At 69.5% G+C, this 19,025-nt stretch carries 17 protein-coding genes and 1 riboswitch; of the genes, 9 read left to right on the top strand and 8 right to left on the bottom strand.

Features of this window, described 5'->3' with window-relative positions:
* Positions 1-5 precede the first annotated feature (5 nt).
* A riboswitch (SAM riboswitch) is annotated at positions 6-119 on the top strand.
* Between the two features lie 46 nt (positions 120-165).
* Positions 166-1,485, top strand: coding sequence for an aminotransferase class V-fold PLP-dependent enzyme (locus tag FEK34_RS10450; RefSeq protein ID WP_138447670.1), 1,320 nt, complete (start codon positions 166-168; stop codon positions 1,483-1,485).
* Positions 1,486-1,653: 168 nt separating this feature from the next.
* On the opposite strand, the gene FEK34_RS10445 is transcribed toward FEK34_RS10450, so the two are convergent.
* A complete protein-coding gene (locus FEK34_RS10445) occupies positions 1,654-2,217 on the bottom strand; it encodes a flavin reductase family protein (RefSeq protein ID WP_138447669.1) in 564 nt (187 codons plus the stop codon).
* Positions 2,218-2,249: 32 nt separating this feature from the next.
* Positions 2,250-2,723 (bottom strand): YbaK/EbsC family protein, encoded by a 474-nt coding sequence (locus FEK34_RS10440; protein ID WP_138447668.1) that lies wholly within the window; start codon positions 2,721-2,723, stop codon positions 2,250-2,252.
* A 102-nt stretch (positions 2,724-2,825) separates the two neighbouring features.
* Between FEK34_RS10440 and FEK34_RS10435 the strand changes: the two genes are divergently transcribed.
* On the top strand, positions 2,826-3,647 hold the full coding sequence (locus FEK34_RS10435) for a crotonase/enoyl-CoA hydratase family protein (RefSeq protein ID WP_138447667.1): 822 nt from the start codon (positions 2,826-2,828) through the stop codon (positions 3,645-3,647).
* 144 nt (positions 3,648-3,791) lie between these two features.
* On the opposite strand, the gene FEK34_RS10430 is transcribed toward FEK34_RS10435, so the two are convergent.
* Positions 3,792-4,283 carry an inorganic diphosphatase gene (locus FEK34_RS10430; RefSeq protein ID WP_138447666.1) on the bottom strand — a complete coding sequence of 164 codons (492 nt, stop codon included), beginning with the start codon at positions 4,281-4,283 and terminating at the stop codon, positions 3,792-3,794.
* Positions 4,284-4,481: 198 nt separating this feature from the next.
* Here FEK34_RS10430 and FEK34_RS10425 point away from each other — a divergent pair, with 198 nt between their 5' ends.
* The 4 genes from FEK34_RS10425 to hpt all read left to right on the top strand — a co-directional run bounded on the left by FEK34_RS10425 (position 4,482) and on the right by hpt (position 8,826).
* Entirely contained in the window at positions 4,482-5,945 is a 1,464-nt protein-coding gene (locus FEK34_RS10425) for a D-alanyl-D-alanine carboxypeptidase/D-alanyl-D-alanine-endopeptidase (protein WP_171048179.1), read from the top strand.
* Between the two features lie 14 nt (positions 5,946-5,959).
* Positions 5,960-7,084, top strand: a complete 1,125-nt coding sequence (locus FEK34_RS10420) for a zinc-dependent metalloprotease (RefSeq protein WP_249358965.1) — start codon at positions 5,960-5,962, stop codon at positions 7,082-7,084.
* Complete coding sequence (gene tilS, locus FEK34_RS10415; RefSeq protein ID WP_432760942.1) at positions 7,081-8,181, top strand: tRNA lysidine(34) synthetase TilS; 1,101 nt, start codon at positions 7,081-7,083, stop codon at positions 8,179-8,181. The genes FEK34_RS10420 and tilS overlap by 4 nt, the downstream gene beginning before the upstream one ends.
* 84 nt (positions 8,182-8,265) lie before the next feature.
* On the top strand, positions 8,266-8,826 hold the full coding sequence (gene hpt / locus FEK34_RS10410) for a hypoxanthine phosphoribosyltransferase (RefSeq protein ID WP_130918622.1): 561 nt from the start codon (positions 8,266-8,268) through the stop codon (positions 8,824-8,826).
* A gap of 1 nt (position 8,827) precedes the next feature.
* On the opposite strand, the gene FEK34_RS10405 is transcribed toward hpt, so the two are convergent.
* Positions 8,828-10,876, bottom strand: coding sequence for a protein kinase domain-containing protein (locus FEK34_RS10405; RefSeq protein WP_138447664.1), 2,049 nt, complete (start codon positions 10,874-10,876; stop codon positions 8,828-8,830).
* A 227-nt stretch (positions 10,877-11,103) separates the two neighbouring features.
* On the opposite strand from FEK34_RS10405, the gene FEK34_RS10400 reads away from it, so the two are divergent.
* A complete protein-coding gene (locus FEK34_RS10400; protein ID WP_249358962.1) occupies positions 11,104-12,507 on the top strand; it encodes an amidase in 1,404 nt (467 codons plus the stop codon).
* Positions 12,508-12,526: 19 nt separating this feature from the next.
* Here FEK34_RS10400 and FEK34_RS10395 read toward each other — a convergent pair whose 3' ends face one another.
* The 3 genes from FEK34_RS10395 to FEK34_RS10385 all read right to left on the bottom strand — a co-directional run bounded on the left by FEK34_RS10395 (position 12,527) and on the right by FEK34_RS10385 (position 16,290).
* Entirely contained in the window at positions 12,527-13,411 is an 885-nt protein-coding gene (locus FEK34_RS10395) for a LysR family transcriptional regulator (RefSeq protein WP_138447663.1), read from the bottom strand.
* Positions 13,412-13,851: 440 nt separating this feature from the next.
* Positions 13,852-14,685 (bottom strand): SDR family oxidoreductase, encoded by an 834-nt coding sequence (locus tag FEK34_RS10390; protein WP_138447662.1) that lies wholly within the window; start codon positions 14,683-14,685, stop codon positions 13,852-13,854.
* A complete protein-coding gene (locus tag FEK34_RS10385; RefSeq protein ID WP_138447661.1) occupies positions 14,686-16,290 on the bottom strand; it encodes an aldehyde dehydrogenase family protein in 1,605 nt (534 codons plus the stop codon).
* A 163-nt stretch (positions 16,291-16,453) separates the two neighbouring features.
* Here FEK34_RS10385 and FEK34_RS10380 point away from each other — a divergent pair, with 163 nt between their 5' ends.
* Entirely contained in the window at positions 16,454-17,776 is a 1,323-nt protein-coding gene (locus FEK34_RS10380) for a PucR family transcriptional regulator (RefSeq protein WP_249358960.1), read from the top strand.
* Positions 17,777-17,780: 4 nt separating this feature from the next.
* On the opposite strand, the gene FEK34_RS10375 is transcribed toward FEK34_RS10380, so the two are convergent.
* Positions 17,781-18,041, bottom strand: a complete 261-nt coding sequence (locus FEK34_RS10375; protein WP_036532407.1) for a DUF2277 domain-containing protein — start codon at positions 18,039-18,041, stop codon at positions 17,781-17,783.
* Between the two features lie 121 nt (positions 18,042-18,162).
* Between FEK34_RS10375 and FEK34_RS10370 the strand changes: the two genes are divergently transcribed.
* Entirely contained in the window at positions 18,163-18,978 is an 816-nt protein-coding gene (locus FEK34_RS10370; RefSeq protein ID WP_138447660.1) for a DUF1266 domain-containing protein, read from the top strand.
* Positions 18,979-19,025: the final 47 nt, after the last annotated feature.

Below are 19,025 nucleotides of genomic sequence, written 5' to 3'. Positions count from 1 at the left end.
CATCAGGTCATGAGCGCCAGCGTCAAGCCCCGGCTTGCTGGCCGGCAACCCTCCTCCGCGGTGGGGTGCTCCGGGTGACGACCGGGCCGACGCCCGACCGGGCGCGGCAAGCGCGGACTCGACGAATCCCCCTTTCGCGAGTCCCTCAGCCGATGGGATGACGTGATGACTGCTGTGTTCGATCAGACCTGTGCCGCCCTCGCCCGGGTGTCCGGAGACGACCTCCAGGTGCCCCTCGTACAGGGCGGGACCTGCACGTATACCAATTTCGACTATGCCGCGAGCGCACCGGCGCTGGCCCAGGTCGTCGACCGGGTGCAGCGGCTGCTGCCCTTCTACGCCAGCGTGCACCGCGGCGCCGGCTACGCCTCGCGGATCTCGACCGAATGCTATGAGGCCGCCCGCGGTTCGGTCGCCCGTTTCCTGGACGCGACCGACGACCAGGTGGTGGTCTTCACCCGCAACACCACCGATTCGCTGAACCTGCTCGCCGCCTGCGTGCCCGGCGACACGGTGGTGCTCGATGTCGAACATCACGCCAATTTCCTGCCCTGGCAACGGCGTGGGCGGCGCGTGGTGACCGCGGCCGACACCGTCGAGGAGACGATCCGCCGCATCGTCGCCGAGTTGTGCGCGAAACCGGCTGCGCTGCTTGCGGTTACCGGTGCCTCCAATGTGACGGGTGAGGTGCTGCCGCTGGCCCGGCTGGCCGAGATCGCTCACCAGTGCGGCGCCCGCATCCTGGTCGACGCCGCACAGCTGGCGCCGCATCGGCGAATCAGCCTGCGCGAGTGCGGAATCGACTACCTCGCCTTCTCCGGGCACAAGCTGTACGCGCCATTCGGTGCCGGGGTGCTGGTGGGTAAGCGGGATTGGCTCGATGCGGCGCCACCGTACCTGGCCGGCGGTGGCGCGGTGCGTGAGGTGCGGGTGGACGGCGCGGACTGGGCGCCGGCGCCGCAGCGGCACGAGGCCGGATCGCCGAACGTCCTCGGTGTGGCGGCGCTGGCGGCGGCCTGCGATGCGCTGTCCGAGATCGACGCCGACCGGGTGATCGACCACGAACGGCGGCTGGCCGAACGGCTGCGCGAAGGACTGTGCGCGATTCCGGGTGTGCGGCTGCTGCGGCTGTGGTCCGACAGCCCCGACACCGTCGGCATCGTCGCATTCACCCTCGACGGTTTCGCGCCCGGCGAGGTAGCGGCGTATCTGTCGGCCGAACACGGAATCGGCGTGCGCGACGGACGGTTCTGCGCGCATCCGCTGCTGGCGCGCCTCGGGCTCGACGGCGCGCTGCGCGCGAGCATCGGCCTCGGCACCAGCTCCGCCGACGTGGATCGGCTGGTCTCGGCCGTCGCGACGCTTGTGCAGGACGGGCCGCGGTGGAACTACACCCGTATCGACGGGCTGTGGAACCCCACACCCGAAACCCGGTCGTTCACCGGCGCCGACACTTCCGGTGCGGCGCCGTGCGAGATCGGCTGATCGCGGGCGGGACGGCTCGTACTCGGCGATGGTGTCGCCGAGCGAGCAGCCAGCACACTTCGAGTGCCGGCGACGTGTGAGGATGCGCCAGATTCGGATCGCCGCGGCGGATTCGAGCAGCGTGTGCGCTCGGAATGTCCGGCGTGAGCCGGCTTCCCGGATCGGAGGTCAATCCTCGTCCAGCGGAGTGGGCCGGTGGTAGCGCCCGTTGTGATACAGCAGCGGCGCGGCCGCCGGCTTCTCCTCGGTGGCATCGTGCACGCGCGTCACCCGGCCGACGATGAAGGTGTGATCGCCGATCGGAATGCGCTGCTCGACGGTGGTGCGCAGCCAGATCGGCGTGCCGTGCAGCACCGGCTCGCCGGTATCGAGTGTGGTCCACAGCGACCGGTCGGTGAACCGTTCCTCGGCGCTGCGCGCGAACCGCTGCGCGATATGGCGCTGATGCTCGCCGAGGAAGTGGATCACCACCGAATCCGCCTCGCTCATCGCCGCCAGGCTCGACGAGGTGTGCGCGATATTGAACGACACCAGCGGCGGCTCCAGCGACAGCGACGCGAACGAGGTCGCGGTGAACCCGACCGGGCCGTTCGGCGATGACAACGTCACCACCGTCACCCCGGACGGATAGTGCCGCATCGAGGCCCGGTACTGCTCGGCGGTGATCCCGCTCAGGTCGTCGGGCACCCGCAGCGGGGCTTCCGAGGCGGTCGGTTCATGCGCGTCGGTCACATGACGAAACTACTGCCTGCGCCGCGCGCGGTTCAGTCCACGTCGATCGGCAGGCCCGCGGTGATGCGCACCAGTTCCCGGAAGGTGGTGCGGAACACCGCATCCGGATGACCACCGGCCGCCCACAGTTCGCGGTGGTGGGACAGGGCGGTGTCGACCCAGGTGGGGATATTGGTCGGATGGCCGACGGGGGCGACGGCGTCCACCGGGTGGCCGGTCACTTCGAGGACGAGCTCGTCGGGGGCCGGGGTGAGGGTTCCTTCCAGGCGTTCGCCGGTGTGGGTCAGGTCCACCTCGTGGCCGCCGGAGACCAGCAGCAGCACCGGATCGTCATCGAGCAGGTACAACCGGGCCAGGGTGATGGCGCCGATGTCGACGCCGAGGGCGCGGGCAGCGTCGGCCGCGGCGGTGGGTCGATCCGGGTGGGTGACGATGACGCCGTGGTGGCCACGGGCGATCAGGGTGTCCGCGACCCGGCAGGCGACCGGAGGAAGTGACCTGCGCATGAATCCAGGGTAGAGCGAACCGGTGGCGAGTGCCGGGCGAGCGATAACAGGTTCCCTCCCACACGGTATCGCCGCCGTTACCGGCGTGTATACGCTGTACAGATGACTGATTGGCAGGCTTTCACCGTCGAAACCAGCGACCACGTAGCGCAGGTCACGCTGACCGGCCCGGGCAAGGGCAACGCGATGGGACCGGACTTCTGGCGTGAGCTCCCCGAGATCTTCGCCGCCCTCGACGCCGACCCCGAGGTCCGCGCGATCGTGCTGACCGGCTCGGGCAAGCACTTCTCCTACGGCCTCGACCTGCCCGCGATGAGCGGGACCTTCGGCCCGCTGCTGGCCGACAAGGCGCTGGCCGCGCCGCGCACCGACTTCCTGCACGAGATCCGCCGGATGCAGGCCGCGGTGACGGCGGTGGCCGACTGCCGCAAGCCCGTCATCGCCGCAGTGTCGGGCTGGTGCATCGGCGGCGGCCTCGACCTGATCGCCGCCGTCGACATCCGCTACGCCAGCGCCGACGCCAAGTTCAGCCTGCGCGAGGCCAAGGTCGCCATCGTCGCAGATATCGGCTCGCTGCACCGGCTGCCCGCCATCATCGGCGAAGGCCACCTGCGTGAGCTCGCCTACACGGGCAAGGACATCGACGCCGCGCGGGCGGAGAAGATCGGCCTGGTCAACGACGTCTTCGACGATCAGCAGGCCACCCTGGAGGCCGCGCACGCCACCGCACGCGAGATCGCGGCCAACCCGCCGCTGGTGGTGCAGGGCGCCAAGGACGTCATGCACCAGCGCAACGCCTCCGAGGTGGCCGAGGGGCTGCGGTACGTGTCGGCCTGGAACGCCGCGTTCCTGCCGTCGGAGGACCTGACCGAGGCCATTCAGGCCGTGTTCGAGAAGCGGGCGCCGCAGTTCAAGGGGCGCTGAGCAGTCAGCCGGCCGACACCACCCATACACAAACGCCGAGCGGCACATCACCGAGAAAGCCCACTACGAGCCCTCGATGATGTGCCGCTCGATCGTTCTCCGGCTACCGATCGGCGGATCAGCCGTCGGCCAGGAGCCGGTCGCTCAGTGTCCGCCCTGGTCCTTCAGGCGCTGGATGGACGCCTCGACCTCGGCCTCGGCCTCGGCGCGGCCGACCCACTCCGAGCCCTTCACGTACTTGCCGGGCTCGAGGTCCTTGTAGCGCTCGAAGAAGTGCTTGATCGCGGCCAGCTCGAACTCCGGGACGTCCTTCAGGTCCTGGATGTGTTCCCAGCGCGGATCACCGGCGGGCACGCACAGCACCTTGTCGTCGCCGCCGGCCTCGTCGGTCATCTTGTACATGGCGACCGGGCGGGCCTCCACGATGACGCCGGGGAACACCGAATCGGGCAGCAGGACCAGCGCGTCCAGCGGGTCACCGTCCTCGCCCAGGGTGTTCTCGATGTAGCCGTAATCGGCGGGGTACACCATGGAGGTGTAGAGGAAACGATCGAGCCGGACCCGTCCGGTCTCGTGGTCCACCTCGTACTTGTTGCGCGAACCCTTGGGGATCTCGATGGTGACGTCGAACTCCACGCCAACTCCTTCTTCCGGTGCCTCTGGTGTACTGCGGCTGTTCAGCGGGCCGACGGCCGCCGACGCGCCAGGTCGTTCGGGGGAACGGTAGCCGAACGAGGATAGTGTGGGCCAAGCGGATGTGGCGGGCGTGAGGAGACGGCGGACAACGTGGTGGGTAAGAACATCGGCGGGCTGGCCTCGCGGCGACGGCGCCGGATGTGGATCGGTCTGATCACCACGCTGGTGGTGTTGCTCGCGGTGGGCACCGGGGTCGCGGTGACCGTGAAGCCGTGGAGCGAGGAGTTCCGGCACGGCGGGCTCACCATCGCCGAGCCGCCGGTGCCGGTCCGGCCGTTCCCCGCGGTCGCGCCCGCACCCGACGATGCGCCCGCACCGAGCGCGGCGGGCGTGGCGGCGGCGCTGGCCCCGGTGGTGTCGAACCCGGATCTGGGTGGTTTCGCCGGTTCGGTGACCGACGCCGACACCGGCACGGTGCTGTGGAGCGCCGATGCCGCCAAGCCGATGGTGCCGTCCTCGACATTGAAGATCCTGACCACCGCGGCCGCGTTGCTCACCTTGCCCGAGGACCAGCGGGTGCAGACCACGGTGGTCGCCGGTTCGGCGCCGGGGGAGATCGTGCTGGTCGGCGGCGGTGATCCGACGCTCACCGCGCAACCGGACGGCAAGGGCTATTACCCGGACGGGCCGAAACTGTCGGATCTGGTGGACCAGATCCGGGCGGCGCAGATCCCGGTCGAATCCATCGTGGTGGACACCTCGCTGTATTCGGGCCCCACCATGGCGCAGGGCTGGGACCCGATCGACATCCCCGGCGGTTCCATCGCACCGATCGACCCGCTCATGCTCGACGGTGGCAGGCTGGACCCGCTGGTCGAATACGCACCCCGCTCCGAAACCCCCGGCCTCGACGTCGGCCGACGGCTGGCGGCCGAACTCGGCCTCGGCGCGGACCGGGTCCGCCCCGGCACCGCGCCCACCGGTTCGAAGCAGATCGCGAGCGTCTCCTCGGCGCCGCTGGCGCAGCGACTGCACGCGATGATGGTGCACTCCGACAACGTGCTCGCCGAGACCATCGGCCGCGAAATCGCCCAGGCCACCGGCCGCCCGGCCTCCTTCGCCGGTGCCGCCGCCGCGGTGCAGGCGACGCTCGAGCAGGCCGGATTCGACCTGACCGGCGTCAGCATGCACGACACCAGCGGCCTGTCGGTCGACGACCGCATCCCGGCGCAGGTGCTCGACCGCATCCTGGCCACGGCGGCACGCGACGACGAGATCGCCGAGCAGGCGAGCACACCGGCCACCACGAAACCGGGTCTGCGGCCCGGCGGCATCGTGCGTCCCGGAGCGTCCCCCGCCCAGGATTCCGGCACCGAACCCTCGCTGTCGGCCAAGCTCGCCCCGCTGCTCGATGATCTGCCTGTCGCGGGCGCTACCGGCTCGCTGACCAGCCGTTATGTGGTGCGAGACCGGGACGGCGCCGGCTGGGTGCGAGCCAAGACCGGAACTCTGTCGGTGGCGAGCACGTTGGTCGGGTATGTGCTGGACAGTGATGGACGAGTCCTCACCTTCGCGTTGATGTCGAGCGATCGGCCGCCGGAGGTGAGCAGACCCGCATTGGATGCCATCGCGGCCACACTGCGTAATTGCGGATGCTCCTGACGGGTGGGTGACCTATGACGACCGAACAACGCCCCGGCAAATCCGGTGCCGTCGAATCGGGCGGTGGTGCCGTCGACGCGGCCGGCAAAGCCGCTGGGCGTACCCGGTTGTCCGGTGCCGTCGACTGGCGCATCGCTGCCCGCACCGGCGCCGCCCTGGTCCCCTCCGGGCCGCGCACCAGCAGGTATTCCGCCGAACAGGTGGTCAGCGAACTCGCCGACGCGTCGGTGCGCGCCGAAGCGCCGGTACGTCAGGTCACCGGTCTGCTCGACGACGAACCGGTCCCGCAGGCCCGCATCGTCGACCGGCCGGGCTGGATCGGCGCGGCCGCCGATTCGATGGCCCAGCTCACCGGCACCGGCGTCGGCGAGGGACGCGGCCCGTTCACCGGGAAACCGGCGGGCGTGCAGGCCGGGGCCATGCTGGCCTTCCTGTCCACCGCGATCTTGGGTCAATACGATCCGTTCACCGGCCGCGACGGCACCTTGCTGCTGGTCGCGCCCAACATCATGTCGGTGGAGCGTGCGCTCGGCGTGCAGCCGAGCGACTTCCGGTTCTGGGTCTGCCTGCACGAGGTGACCCACCGGGTGCAGTTCTCCTCGGCGCCCTGGTTGGCCGACTACATGCGCGCCAATGTCGACGTCCTCGGCGAGGTCGGCGACGAACCGATGGCCGATATGCTCGCCCGCCTGGTCTCGGAGGTGCGCGAACGCCGCCGCAACGGCACACCCGACGATCCCGCCGCCCGCGGTGTGGTCGGCCTGCTGCGCGCCACCCAGCCCGCACCGCAACGCGAGGCGCTGGACCGGCTGCTGATGCTCGGCACCCTGCTCGAGGGCCACGCCGACCATGTGATGGACGCCGTCGGCCCCTCGGTCATCCCGACCGTCGAACAGATCCGCGCCGCCTTCGACCAGCGCCGCAAACGCCCGACCAACCCGGTGCAGCGGCTGCTGCGCGCGCTGCTCGGCGTCGACGCGAAAGTGGCGCAGTACGTGCGCGGCAAGGCCTTCGTGGACCACGTCGTCGATGCCGTCGGCATGCAGCGGTTCAACACCGTCTGGACCGACGCCGACACCCTGCCGCGCCCGGACGAGATCGAAGACCCGCAACGGTGGATCAGCCGCGTCCTGGGATGAGCGGATCGGCGTCGGAGGCGGCCGACAGGTCGTCACGGGCGTCCGAACGTCCCGATGCGGCGTCGGCTCGGCCCGTGGGCGCGCGCCTCGTGGAGACTCGGGCCGTGCTCGAGCTGCGTCACGCCGTGCGTGCCTGGCGGACCGGCCATGATCTCGGCGCCGAAGTCGCCGTGGCATTGTCCGGTGGCGCGGATTCGCTGGCGTTGACCGCGGCCGCCGTGGCCGAATGCGATGCGGTCGACGCGCTGGTCGTGGATCACGGCCTGCAACCCGGATCGGCGGCTGTGGCGGCGACGGCTGCGGCGACGGCACTGAAGCTCGGTTGCCGGTCGGCGCACGTGCTGCCGGTCGACGTCGGCCGCGAAGGCGGAATGGAGGCGGCCGCCAGAAAGGCGCGGTACGCCGCGCTCGAAGTGGCTCGCGAGGGCCTACCGGTCCTGCTCGGCCACACCCTCGACGATCAAGCCGAAACCGTGCTGCTCGGCCTGGCCCGCGGTTCGGGCCCGCGCTCCATCCAAGGCATGGCGCCCTACACACCACCGTGGGGCAGGCCGCTGCTCGGCGTGCGGCGCGCCGTCACCCGGCAGGCGTGCGCCGACCTCGGCCTCACCCCGCACGAGGACCCGCACAACGATTCGCCGGAGTTCACCAGGGTCCGGCTGCGCACCGAGGTTCTGCCGCTGCTCGAGGACGTCCTCGGTGGTGGCGTGGCCGAGGCGCTCGGTCGCACGGCCGCGCAACTACGAGAAGACAACGCGGTGCTCGACGAGCTGGCCCGCGACCTGCTGCGGGTGGCGAGCCACGCGGGGGAGCAACCGGCCGGCACTCATGACGTGACCCTGTCCTGCGAGACGCTCGCCACTGCCCCCGCCGCCCTGCGCCGCCGGGCCATCCGGTTCTGGCTACTCGACGGCGGCGCGAAAGCCCTGACCGGCAAACATTTACACGCCGTCGACCAATTGGTTACCGCCTGGCGTGGCCAAGGCGCGGTCGCGGTCGGCGGCGGCGAACCGGGGACGAGGTTGGTTGCTGGGCGTGAACGTGGCAGGCTGACACTCGCGCATACCGATCGGGTTCGCCCGGGCGAGCGCGAGTGACGGGCCCCGAGGCGACAGCGCGGCGTGACCACGGAAGGCCCGCGAGAGCACCGCGGATCAACGCAGGGAAGGGAACCAGCGGACGTGTACGGGGACGACATCGCGTCGGTGCTGATCACCGAGGAACAGATCGCCGACAAGACCAGGGAACTGGCCGAACTGATCGCCAAGCGCTATCCGCCCGACGCCCCCGAGGGTGATCTGCTGCTGATCGGCGTGCTCAAGGGCGCGATCTTCTTCATGACCGATCTGGCCAAGGCGCTGCCGATCCCCACCCAGCTGGAATTCATGGCCGTGTCCTCCTACGGCTCGTCCACCTCGTCCTCCGGCGTCGTGCGCATCATGAAGGACCTGGACAAGGACATCGCCGGGCGCAATGTGCTGATCGTCGAGGACATCATCGACTCCGGTCTCACCCTGTCGTGGCTGATGCGAAACCTGTCCACCCGCAACCCCGCCTCGCTCGAGGTGGTCACCCTGCTGCGCAAGCCCGACGCCCTGCGCACCCAGGTCGAGGTCGCGCACGTCGGCTTCGATATCCCGAACGAATTCGTCGTCGGCTACGGCCTCGACTACGCCGAGCGCTACCGCGACCTGCCCTACATCGGCACCCTGCACCCGAAGGTCTACGGCGGCGAAGCCTGAGCTAGGCGGCTGCCAAGCGTTTGGTCACCGGATCGCCCGGTGACACCACCCGCTCCAAGGCGCGCAGATCGGCTTCGAGCGCGCGGAACACCACGTAGGTGCCGACGAAGGCGATGATGCCGCCCACGCACAGCACCCGGACCGCGACGATCACCTCCGCGATGTCGGTGGGCGGCAGGAACGTCACCCCGGCCACCGCCAGCAACGGCACCGACGCGGCCACCGCGAGATAGCCGTTGCAGCGTTTGTCCAGGCTGCGTAGCCAGCCCGCGTCCTCGGAACTGACGTCACCGTGCCGGAGGAAGATCGGGTAGACGCAGCGCACCAGGTAGAACGTGGCGAGGAAGAACGGGTAGGCGACCGCGATGGCGCCGCACACCGCCTGCGAGGCGAGGAAATGCCACACCCCGCGCGCGGGTAGGTCGTCGGTGGTCAGCCGCAGCGCGATGGGGAAGGCGAACCCGGCGACCACCCACAGCGTGAACGCGACGGCGACGGCCTGATCGCCCAGCCGTAGCGTGTCGCGTCTGGCCCGGCGCAGGGTGTCGGGGTCGAAGCGCTTGCCCTTGCGCAGCCCGCGCGTCACCCGCAGGACGTAGCGGGCCAGATACAGCACGACCGCGATACCCGTCGGGAACAGGATCGAGTTGACGATGCCGGTGATGATGACGAAATTGCGCTGCGCTTCTTCGGAGAGCCTGCTGACGATCAGCTGGTGATTGTGCTCGATGTTGTACAGCGAGGCCAGCGCGTTGGGTACCCCGAGCGCGAACAGCAGCACCGGAACCATCCACGGCCGCAGCCGCAGCCGCCAGCTGTCCGGGGCCGGGTCGACGAGTTCGCGGGCGCGCGGATCCAGGCAGGTGTCGAACTGCCTGGCCAGCATCGCGCCATTGGGCCAGCGCCGGTCCCGGTCCGGCTCCAGGCAGGTGAGCAGCACTCGGCGCAGCGCGGCGGGGCAATCGGGTGGCAGCCGTTCCAGGGCGGCCTCGTCGACGCCGGTGCTGCGCCGCTCCAGCATGGCTTCCAGGGTGGTGTCGTCGCCTTGATCGCCCGCGCCCGCGGTGGTGTCGTCGAACGGTTTCGCGCCGGTCAGCAGCTCCCACAGCAGCACGCCGAGGGAGTAGATGTCGGCGCGGGTGTCGAGGTCGCCGGCGCTGCGTTCGCGGCCGGGATGGCAGGCCTCGAGCTGTTCGGGCGACATGTAGGTCAGTGACCCGCCGAAGTACGAGACCGGACTCGTGCCTTCCACATTGCGGCTGAAGCTGATGTTGAAATCGGCGAGTTTGGGCACGCCCTCGGCGGTGAGCAGGACATTGGCCGGTTTGACGTCGCGATGCAGCACCCCGTGCGAGGCGGCGTAATCGAGCGCCTCGGCCAGCCGCCTGCCGAGCCAGGCCACCGTTTCCGGCCAGCTGAGCGTGGCGATCTCGGCGCGCACGCTGGAATCGGTGGGCCGGATCTCGCCCTTTTCCTCCATCGCGGTGTCGACCGCGTCCAGCAGCAGCCTGCCGTTGCGTTCGTCGGGCGGGGTGGCGCGCACCCAGCGCAGCGCCCCGAGCAGCGTCCCGCCGGGTAGGAACTGCATGTAGAGAAACCGCAGCCGCCGCGAGCCGCGGGCCCGGCCGGATTCGAGTAGTTGCTGGTCGAAAACCCGCACGATGTAGTCGTGGTCGAGCTGGGCCAGCGTCTGCGGTTCGGTGCCGTGGTCGGCGGACACTTTGACCGCGACCAGCCGTTGCAGCGAACGCTGCCTGGCCAGGAAGACGCGGGCGAAGGCGCCGCTGCCGAGCCCGGTGAGCAGATCGAAATCGCCGATGCTCGTGCCCACCTCGATCCGGTCCAGCGCCTCGTCGGTGCCGGGACCGGTGCCGGGACCACTGCCAGGCCCGGTGTCGAGCTGGGTGGCCATGTCGAAGGGCGCGGCCGTGGTGCGGGTGGGCTGCTCGGCCTGGGTGGTCGCCTCGCCGTCGAAATCCGGCGAGGCCGCTCCCGCAACGGAATTCGTTGCGGGAGGTGGATCGGGGGTGGTCTCCGGTTCGGCGCTCATGATCCCCAAAGGGTTGCTGGGTGGATGCCGTAAAACGTGCACTGGTCGGCCGACGGGGTTGCCGATAAACTCCGCCACACCCGACGCCATCGACGGCGACCGGTAATCGGCAATGATACGTCCACCGGCACGGTGTCTCACCCGGTTTCGGCAACGTTGCGTCGGGCTACGAGCTGGATGAACGCGGCCGAGCCCGACGACGGGCAGGCCACGGCAGGAGGGCACCGATGGGGGCACTAGAGCCCGCGAATTCGCATGCGGGCAATGACACGATCACTCCACCCGGTCCGGTCGTCACGACCGCGGCCCGGGTGCGCGAGGCGACGACGACGCCGACGGCGGAGGTGGACGCCGCACTGGCCCGGATCGACGAGGGCAATGCCGCGGTCTATGCCTTCGACGTGGTGCGCGCGGAGCAGGCGCGCGCGGAGGCGGCCGAACTGGAACAGCGTGATCTGGACGCACTGCCGCTGGCCGGTGTGCCGGTGGCGATCAAACACAATGTCGCGGTGACGGGCGAAACCGTGCTGGACGGATCGCTCGCCACCGATCCGGCTCCGGCGGCCGCCGACCACCCGGTGGTCGCCCGGCTGCGGGAGGCAGGCGCGGTGGTCGTCGGGCTGACCACGGTGCCCGAACTGAGCCTGTGGGGCATGACCGACGGCCCCGACGGCATCACCCGCAACCCGTGGAATCCCGAGCGCACCTGCGGCGGGTCCTCGGGTGGGGCCGCGGCGGCGGTGGCGTCCGGGCTGGTTCCGGTCGCGCACGGCAACGACGGTCTGGGTTCGGTACGCATTCCGGCGGCCTGCTGCGGCGTCGTCGGGATCAAGCCGGGGCGCGGGGTGGTTCCCGCCGAGGTCGGCCCGGACTCATGGGCCGGGATGACCGAAAACGGTGTGCTGGCAACGACTGTCGCCGACGCGGCGCTCACCCTCTCGGTGATGGCAGGCCGGCCGGAATTGGCCGACGTCGACGCTGCGGGGCCGTTGCGTGTCGCGCTCGCGGTCAACGCGCCGAGTCCGCTGATCAAAGTGGACCGGCATTGGACCGCGGCGGCGCGCACGGCCGGATCGGCGGCGGCCGCGGCAGGACACGCGGTCGACTCGGTGAAACTGCCGTATGGCGACGCGGTGACCGCGGTGATGCTGCGCTGGCCGATGCTGGCGATCCCGGAGGCCGACGAGCTGCCGCATCCGGAGCTGTTGCAGAAACGCACCCGTCGTCATCTGGCGCTGGGACGCCTGATCGTCCGGCTGAATCTGGTGCGGCCCGCGCAGGTCGAACGCGTGGAGGCGCGGTTGGTCGAGTTCTTCGAAAACTACGACGTGGTGATCACCCCGGCGCTGGCCCTGCCGCCGCCGCAGGCGAAGGCCTGGCACGCGAAGGGCTGGCTGACCAACTTCATCAACAGCCCGCGCTATTCACCGTTCACCCCGATGTGGAATCTGGTGGGGTGGCCGGCGATGACGGTGCCGATGGGGCTGCACCCGGAGTCCGGTACGCCGGTGGCGGCGCAGCTGGCGGGCCCGCCGGGTAGCGAGTCGACGTTGCTGCGGCTGGCGGCCCAGTTGGAGCAGCAGCACCCATGGCCCCGGACGACCGCGGATCGGCCGTCCGGGCAGGACTAGCTCGGAAAGTCCCGGTGGTTCAGACCGCCAGGGCGGGTTTGCCGGCGAACCCGCCCTGCGCGGCCCGGCCGGCGAATTCCAGGATGGTCGGCCGGTTGTCGTCGGCACGCCAGGCCACCGCCAGCTCGCACGGAGCGAGCCCGGTGACGCGGCGGGCGGTCAGGCCGGGCCAGCGGTACATCGGCACGTTGTTCTCGGCGAGCAGGCACACGCCGAGGCCGAGGCTGACCGCTTCCAGTTTGTCTTCCGGGGTGGCGGCCTCGGCGCCGATCTTGGGCTGACGCCCGCCGCGACCGTCGTTGCCGAGCCAGAAGTCGCGGACCGCGCCCGCCTCGGGCGGCAGCGCCACGAACGGCTCGTCCATCAGGTCGGCGAAGTCGATGGTTTCCTGATCGGCCAGCCGGTGGTTCTCCGGCAGCAGCACCCAGCGGTCCTCGGTGCGCAGCACCTCCCAGCGGTACCGGTTCGGATCGGGGAGGGGCAGCCAGACCAGCGCGAGATCGGCCTGCCGGCCTGCCAGGCCGCTGGACGGGTCGGTCCAGGAGGCGGCGTGCAGGGCGAGCCGGTGGCCGCTCGCGCTTTCCAGGTCGTTGAGCAGTCCGCGGCCGAGGGTGGATTGGATGCCGACGCGCAGCACCTCACCGGCCTCTTGCAGGGAGGAGTTGGTGACTTCCCACAGCTCCAGGATCTTGCGGGCGCCGTCGAGCAGTTCCTTGCCCGCGACGGTGAGTGCCACACTGCGCTGATTGCGATCGAACAGGACCACATCGAGCTGGCGTTCCAGCTGCCGGATCTGGCGCGAGAGGGTGGGTTGTGCGATGTGCAGCCGCTGTGCGGCGTTGGTGAAATGCAGTTCCTCAGCGACAGCGACGAAATACCGCAGGTCGCGCAAATGCGGGTCCATAGCCTATTGCTATCAGAATTGGTGCCGGATTTCCAGCCTAATCAAACCGGAAAGTTCGGAATCTTGGTCCAAAACGGTCAACAGGTTTGTTAGTCACAGCATATGGCCTGTCATGGTGTTGCGCACTATCGGATTCGACGAGTCTTCGTGATGCATGGCTCCGGCTCCCGGGGTAGTGCACAGAGGGGTGGGTGACCAGGGCGGATGCTGCCGAGGTCAGGGCGGATCGATGTACGGGAGTGTTCCTGATCCGGCCCGCGCGTCCGGCGGCCGCGCGGACCGCTGAGTGCTCGTTGAACGGCCAGTGATGTTGCTCACAATCAGGTTTGCCGAGCGTCTGAATCCGCCCAGAGGTGGGAAAGCGAAACGGCGCCGCGTCCGTCATGAAGACGTTCACGGCGCCGTAGCGCGCGCCACAGTCCGGCCGAGACCATGCGGGCTCAGACGTTGCGTGCGCGCTCCTCGTAGGCCTTGCGCTGCGCCGAATCGACGTCATCGAGGAAGGCCTTGTTGGAACCGAGCGCGCGCGCCAGCCCATCGCCCCACGACTCCGGCAGCAAATTGACCACCTGGGCGATCGCACCGGCCACCGTCGTCACCCGCACCTTCGACTTGGGCGCCGCGATCAGCTCCGCGATGGCGTCGGCGATCTCCTCCGGCTCGGCCGGACGCAGAATCTTCGGCGTGCTGACCCCGGAACCGAGTTCGGTCTTGGTCAACGTCGGCAGCACCGAGGAGAAGCTGACGCCCGAGCCCCGGTACTCCTCGCGCAGCGTGTCGGTGAACCCGAGCACCGCGTGTTTGCTGGCGTTGTAGGTGGCCAGACCCGGGATATGGGTCTCACCGGCCAGTGAGGCGATATTGATGACGTGCCCGCTGCGCCGCGGCAGCATCCGCGCCAGCGCCAGCTTCGACCCGAGGATCACGCCGTAGACATTGATGTCGAGGATGCGGCGGGTCACCTGATCCGGCTCCTCGACGAACTTGCCGGTCGGCATGATGCCCGCGTTGTTGATCAGCACATCGATCGGGCCGAGGGTGCGCTCCACCTCGTCGAGGAACGCCTCGAACGAGGCCGGATCGGTGACGTCCAACCGGCCGTACACCTCGAAATCGCGGCTGCTGCCCGACTCCTTGACCGTCACCTCATCGATATCGCCGATGGCGATCTTGGCCCCGAGCGCCTGCAACGCCGTCGCGGTGGCCAGCCCGATACCGCGCGCACCACCGGTGATGACGACGACCTTGCCGCGAATCTTCATCGCGTCTGCCATTTACTTCGCACCCTTCGAATCGCCCTTGAGTCGCAGCAGCGCGGGCACATCGAGCCGGCGCAGACCGCGCGCACCCGCCGCCCGCATCGCGCCGAGCGCGAACAGGATCTTGGGTACCTGATAGGGGAACCAGATCAGTTCCTTTTCCTGCGTGGGCAGGATCGGCTTGGTGATCGCCTGTGCCCGGCAGTATTTGCGCACGCCGTTGGGTCCGCCCCAGCGCGCGCCGACGCCGGACTTGTCCCAGCCGCCCATCGGCAGCGCGAAGCTGAACATGTTGGAGAAGACGTCGTTGATGTTCACCGCGCCCGCCGACAGCTGCCGCGCCACCCGCTCGCCGCGGTCCTTGTCGCCGGTCCACACCGAGGCCGACAGGCCGTAGATGGAGTCGTTGGCCAGCCGGATCGCCTCGGCTTCGTCGGCCACCTTCATCACCGGAAGGGTCGGGCCGAAAGTCTCCTCGGCGACACACGACATGGAGTGATCGACGTCGACCAGCACCGTCGGCTCGAAGAAGGTGCCGACACCGGTGCGCTTGCCGCCGGTGGTCACCTTCGCCCCGGCCGCCACGGCCTCGTCCACGTGCCGCTGCACGATGTTCACCTGGTTCTCGTTGGCCAGCGCGCCCACATCGTGATTCGGCGTGCGGCCGTCGATGCCCTGCCGCAGCGCGGCGACATTGGCGGTGAGCTTGGCGACGAACTCGTCGTAGACCGGCGCCTCGACGTAGACCCGCTCCACCGAGATGCAGACCTGGCCCGCGTTGAACATGCCGCCGAAGGCGATGCCGTGCGCGGCCCGATCGATATCGGCGTCGGCCAGCACGATCGCCGGATCCTTTCCGCCGAGTTCGAGGCTGTAGGGGATCATCCGCTCGACGCAGGCCGCGGCGATCTTGCGGCCGGTGGCGGTGGAACCGGTGAACTGGATGTAATCGGAGTTGTCCACCACCGCCGCACCCGTCGCACCGGCGCCGGTCACCACGGCGAGGACCGGCGGCGCGCCGATCTCGGCCCAGCCGCGGGCCAGTTCGACCGCCGACAGCGGCGTCACCTCGGAGGGCTTGAGGATCACCGCGGCGCCCGCGGCCAGCGCCGGGATGACGTCGACCACCGGCATGGCCAGCGGGAAGTTCCACGGCGTGATCACGCCGACCACCGGATACGGCTTGAACGCGACCGTCAGCTTCTTCGTCCGGGCCAGCGGGCTGTGCGGCGACGGATTCTCATCGGCGAGGAATTTCGGCGCGCGCCGGGCGTAATAGCCGGTCAGGTCGACCGAGAAGGCCGGGTCGATGAGCGCGTCCACCCGCGGCTTGCCGGTCTCCGATTGCAGCACGTCGGCCAGCTGCTCGGTGTTGTCGATGAGCCAGTCCTGGAGTTTCAGCAACCATTCCTTGCGGCCTTCGGGGCCGATGGCCTCCCACTCCGGCTGGTACAGGCGCAGCTCACGGACCTTGGCGGCGACATCGTCGGCCGAGACCTCGGGCACGGTGCCGACGACCTCGCCGGTGGCCGGATTGCGCACCTCGATCACCGCGGGATCGGCCGCTTTCTTGCGCGTCGTCGTTCGTTTCGTCGGTCGGGCGGATTCGGTGTCGGTCACGGTCTCTCCCACTACGTCGTGGCTCGGTTGTGCTCGGCTGCTGTGAAGCAGCTCACGAACTATGATCGTGGCACAATCGAGGCAGACATTCTTGGCTTTGTCTGTCAACCGACGCGGGATGCTTTGTGCTCTCGATACAATTCGGGAGATCGTGAGGTAGCTGATGACGAACCCGGTTCCCCGGCCGGCCTCGCGCGATCGGCCCGCCGTCGCCAGCGGTTCGGCTCCGGCCAATGAGCAGGTCCGCTACTGGCTGGCCGAATTCGTCTACGAGACGATGCGCAGCGAAACCCTGGATCAGGTGGTCGAGCGGCTCGACAGCGCCATCGTCGCCCGCGTACCCGAACTCGCCGACCGCGATATCCGCCGCGATCTCGGTGCCAGCACCCGCGCCCACGCCCGGGTGGTGCTCAGCGGCCTCACCAGCGACACGATCGACCCGGTGCTGCCCGAAGAGGCGCACGCCTTCGCCAGAACCCTCGCCCGCCGCGGCTTCGAACTCAAAATGCTGCTGCGCACCTATCACGCCGGACTGGCGGCGGTGCTCGACTATTTCACCGACGCCCTCGACCAGCGCCGCACGCCCTATCCGATCGAACGCGTGGTCATGATGCGGATGTTCGAACGGGCCACCCAGTGGGTCGGCGCATCGGTGGAGACGCTGACCGAAACGTATCTGGAGGAGCGCGAACGCGTGCTGCGCGCCGCGCTCAACCGCCGCACCGAAACCGTGCGGGCCGTGCTCGCCGGCGACGACGTCGACCTGGAGCAGTCCTCGACCCGGCTCGGCTACCGGCTCAACCAGCACCATCTGGCCGTGGTGCTGTGGGCCGACGAGCCCGCCGAGGCCGGCGTCGAAGGTGAGATGAGCGGGGTGCTCGACCGCGTCTGCGCCCGGCTGGCCGCCGAACTCGGCAGCAACCGGGTGCTCACCGTCGCCTCCGGCGCCAGCGGCATGTGGGCCTGGATCGGGCTGGATGGCGCGCACGGACAGCTGCCGGAGGCGGACGCGCTCGCCCACCTCGTCGAGGCGCCGGTGCGGGTGGCGCTCGGCGTGCCCGGCGAGCGGGTGGCGGGATTCCGGCGCAGCCACGAAGAGGCGATGGCGGCCCGCCACGTCGCCGAACGCGGCCCGGCCGACGGGCCGCGGATCACGGCCTACCGCGAGGTGGAGATCGCGTATCTGGCCGGCGTCGACGAGGCGGCCATGCGCGCGCTGATCGCACGCGAGCTGCGGGCGCTGGCCCGCCGCGACGCCGGCTCGGCCCGGCTACGCGAGACGCTGCGCGCCTACCTGCGCTGCCAGCACAGCCCGGAGGCGGCGGCGAAACTGCTCGGCGTACACAAGAACACCGTCCGCTACCGGATCCAGCGGATCGAGGAACTGCTCGGCCATCGCATCGACGAGCGCGCGCTGCCGTTGCAGACCGCCCTCGCCTGCGTCGCCGCCTACGGGCCCGGTGTGCTGCCCGGCGACAACGCGTGAACCGCTATGCCTGGGCTTCGCGCGCGGCGATGCGGCGCAGCGGCGGTTCGGTGCTCGGCGGCACCCGGCGGTCGGGCAGCTCGGCGAGTAGTTCGGTGGTCGCGGCGGCGATCGCGGCGACGGCCTTGTCGACCGCCGGTTTGGTGGTGGAGCTCAGGCCGGTCAGGCCACCGACCTTGCGCACGTATTGCAATGCGGCGGCATAGATTTCCTGCTCGGTAGCGGCAGGCTCCAGGCCACGCAAGACGGTGATGTTTCTACACATGAATGCACATTAGCCCTCCGGCACCGCCCTCGGCAGGCCAAGAAAACGAAGATGTGAAAAACCTGCGAACGCGGTCGGCGAACCGGCCACCGACGGGGCCCGGGCACCTAAACTCGCCCTTATGCCTGCCCGCGGTCTACCCACGTTGACAACCTTCCCGTACGAGGAGCTCGATCAGCGCGAGGACGACCACTGGTCCGGTGCGCAGATCACCGACGATCAATTGCGCGCGCTGGCTCTCGGTGCGTTCTATTCCGCCCGCTGGGATGCCTTCCACGACGAACTGCTACTCGGCCCCGAACGCGAACATCCGCTCGGCGACCGCCGCGAACTCGCCATCGACACCCTGACCGGCGCCTGGGGCATCACCGACGGCACCGAGGCGCGCGCGTCGATGGAACAGTTGCTCGACGGCATGCACGCGCCGCTGTACGCGCTGGTGCATCCGTTGGTGATGGCCTCCATCAATGCCAGCGAACGCGATCGTTTCGGTGAGCGCGCCGACCGGCACCGCGCCTTTCTGCGTCAGGTCGGATCGTTTCGGGGGATGGACAATCCGGAAACGCTGGTCCGCGATTACGACATCTGGTCCCAGGCCATCAAGATCGGTTTCACCGAACATCTGTCGCGGCCGCTGCCCGGCGATATCTACGCCTGGGATCTGGCGCGGGTGGTCGCGGTCGCGCGGATGGCGTTCACCGCCGGCTATCTCGACGCCGATATCGCGTGGAGTTATCTGGCCCGTGCGCTGCCGCTGGCGCGGCGCCGGTACCGCAATTGGCGGCAATTCGGCGATGCGTATCTGACCGGCTGGACCTACTGGCAGGCCACCGAGGATCTGGCCGTGCTCAAGGACGGTGGCGTGGACCGCAGGATGGAACTGCTGCGGCTGTGGACCCGTCCGACGAGCCCGTGGCGGCGCATCGGCCTGAACTGAACGCGACCGCGGGCCCGGCCGCGGCCGGGCCCGCGAGCCACACTCGG

It is taken from the genome of Nocardia cyriacigeorgica (assembly GCF_005863245.1).
GTDB lineage: Bacteria > Actinomycetota > Actinomycetes > Mycobacteriales > Mycobacteriaceae > Nocardia > Nocardia cyriacigeorgica_C.
The sequence above is the reverse complement of the archived record's forward strand: the minus strand, read 5'-3'. Positions and strand labels throughout refer to the sequence as shown.

Bases quoted from the DNA above. Each gene is read 5' to 3' on its own strand.
- FEK34_RS10425 (WP_171048179.1), top strand. From the start codon at position 4,482: ATGTGGATCGGTCTGATCACCACGCTGGTGGTGTTGCTCGCGGTGGGC.
- FEK34_RS10375 (WP_036532407.1), bottom strand. From the start codon at position 18,041: ATGTGTAGAAACATCACCGTCTTGCGTGGCCTGGAGCCTGCCGCTACC.
- FEK34_RS10395 (WP_138447663.1), bottom strand. From the start codon at position 13,411: ATGGACCCGCATTTGCGCGACCTGCGGTATTTCGTCGCTGTCGCTGAG.
- FEK34_RS10440 (WP_138447668.1), bottom strand. From the start codon at position 2,723: ATGCGCAGGTCACTTCCTCCGGTCGCCTGCCGGGTCGCGGACACCCTG.
- FEK34_RS10450 (WP_138447670.1), top strand. From the start codon at position 166: ATGACTGCTGTGTTCGATCAGACCTGTGCCGCCCTCGCCCGGGTGTCC.
- FEK34_RS10400 (WP_249358962.1), top strand. From the start codon at position 11,104: ATGGGGGCACTAGAGCCCGCGAATTCGCATGCGGGCAATGACACGATC.
- FEK34_RS10435 (WP_138447667.1), top strand. From the start codon at position 2,826: ATGACTGATTGGCAGGCTTTCACCGTCGAAACCAGCGACCACGTAGCG.
- FEK34_RS10390 (WP_138447662.1), bottom strand. From the start codon at position 14,685: ATGGCAGACGCGATGAAGATTCGCGGCAAGGTCGTCGTCATCACCGGT.
- FEK34_RS10380 (WP_249358960.1), top strand. From the start codon at position 16,454: ATGACGAACCCGGTTCCCCGGCCGGCCTCGCGCGATCGGCCCGCCGTC.
- FEK34_RS10420 (WP_249358965.1), top strand. From the start codon at position 5,960: ATGACGACCGAACAACGCCCCGGCAAATCCGGTGCCGTCGAATCGGGC.
- FEK34_RS10370 (WP_138447660.1), top strand. From the start codon at position 18,163: ATGCCTGCCCGCGGTCTACCCACGTTGACAACCTTCCCGTACGAGGAG.
- tilS (WP_432760942.1), top strand. From the start codon at position 7,081: ATGAGCGGATCGGCGTCGGAGGCGGCCGACAGGTCGTCACGGGCGTCC.
- FEK34_RS10405 (WP_138447664.1), bottom strand. From the start codon at position 10,876: ATGAGCGCCGAACCGGAGACCACCCCCGATCCACCTCCCGCAACGAAT.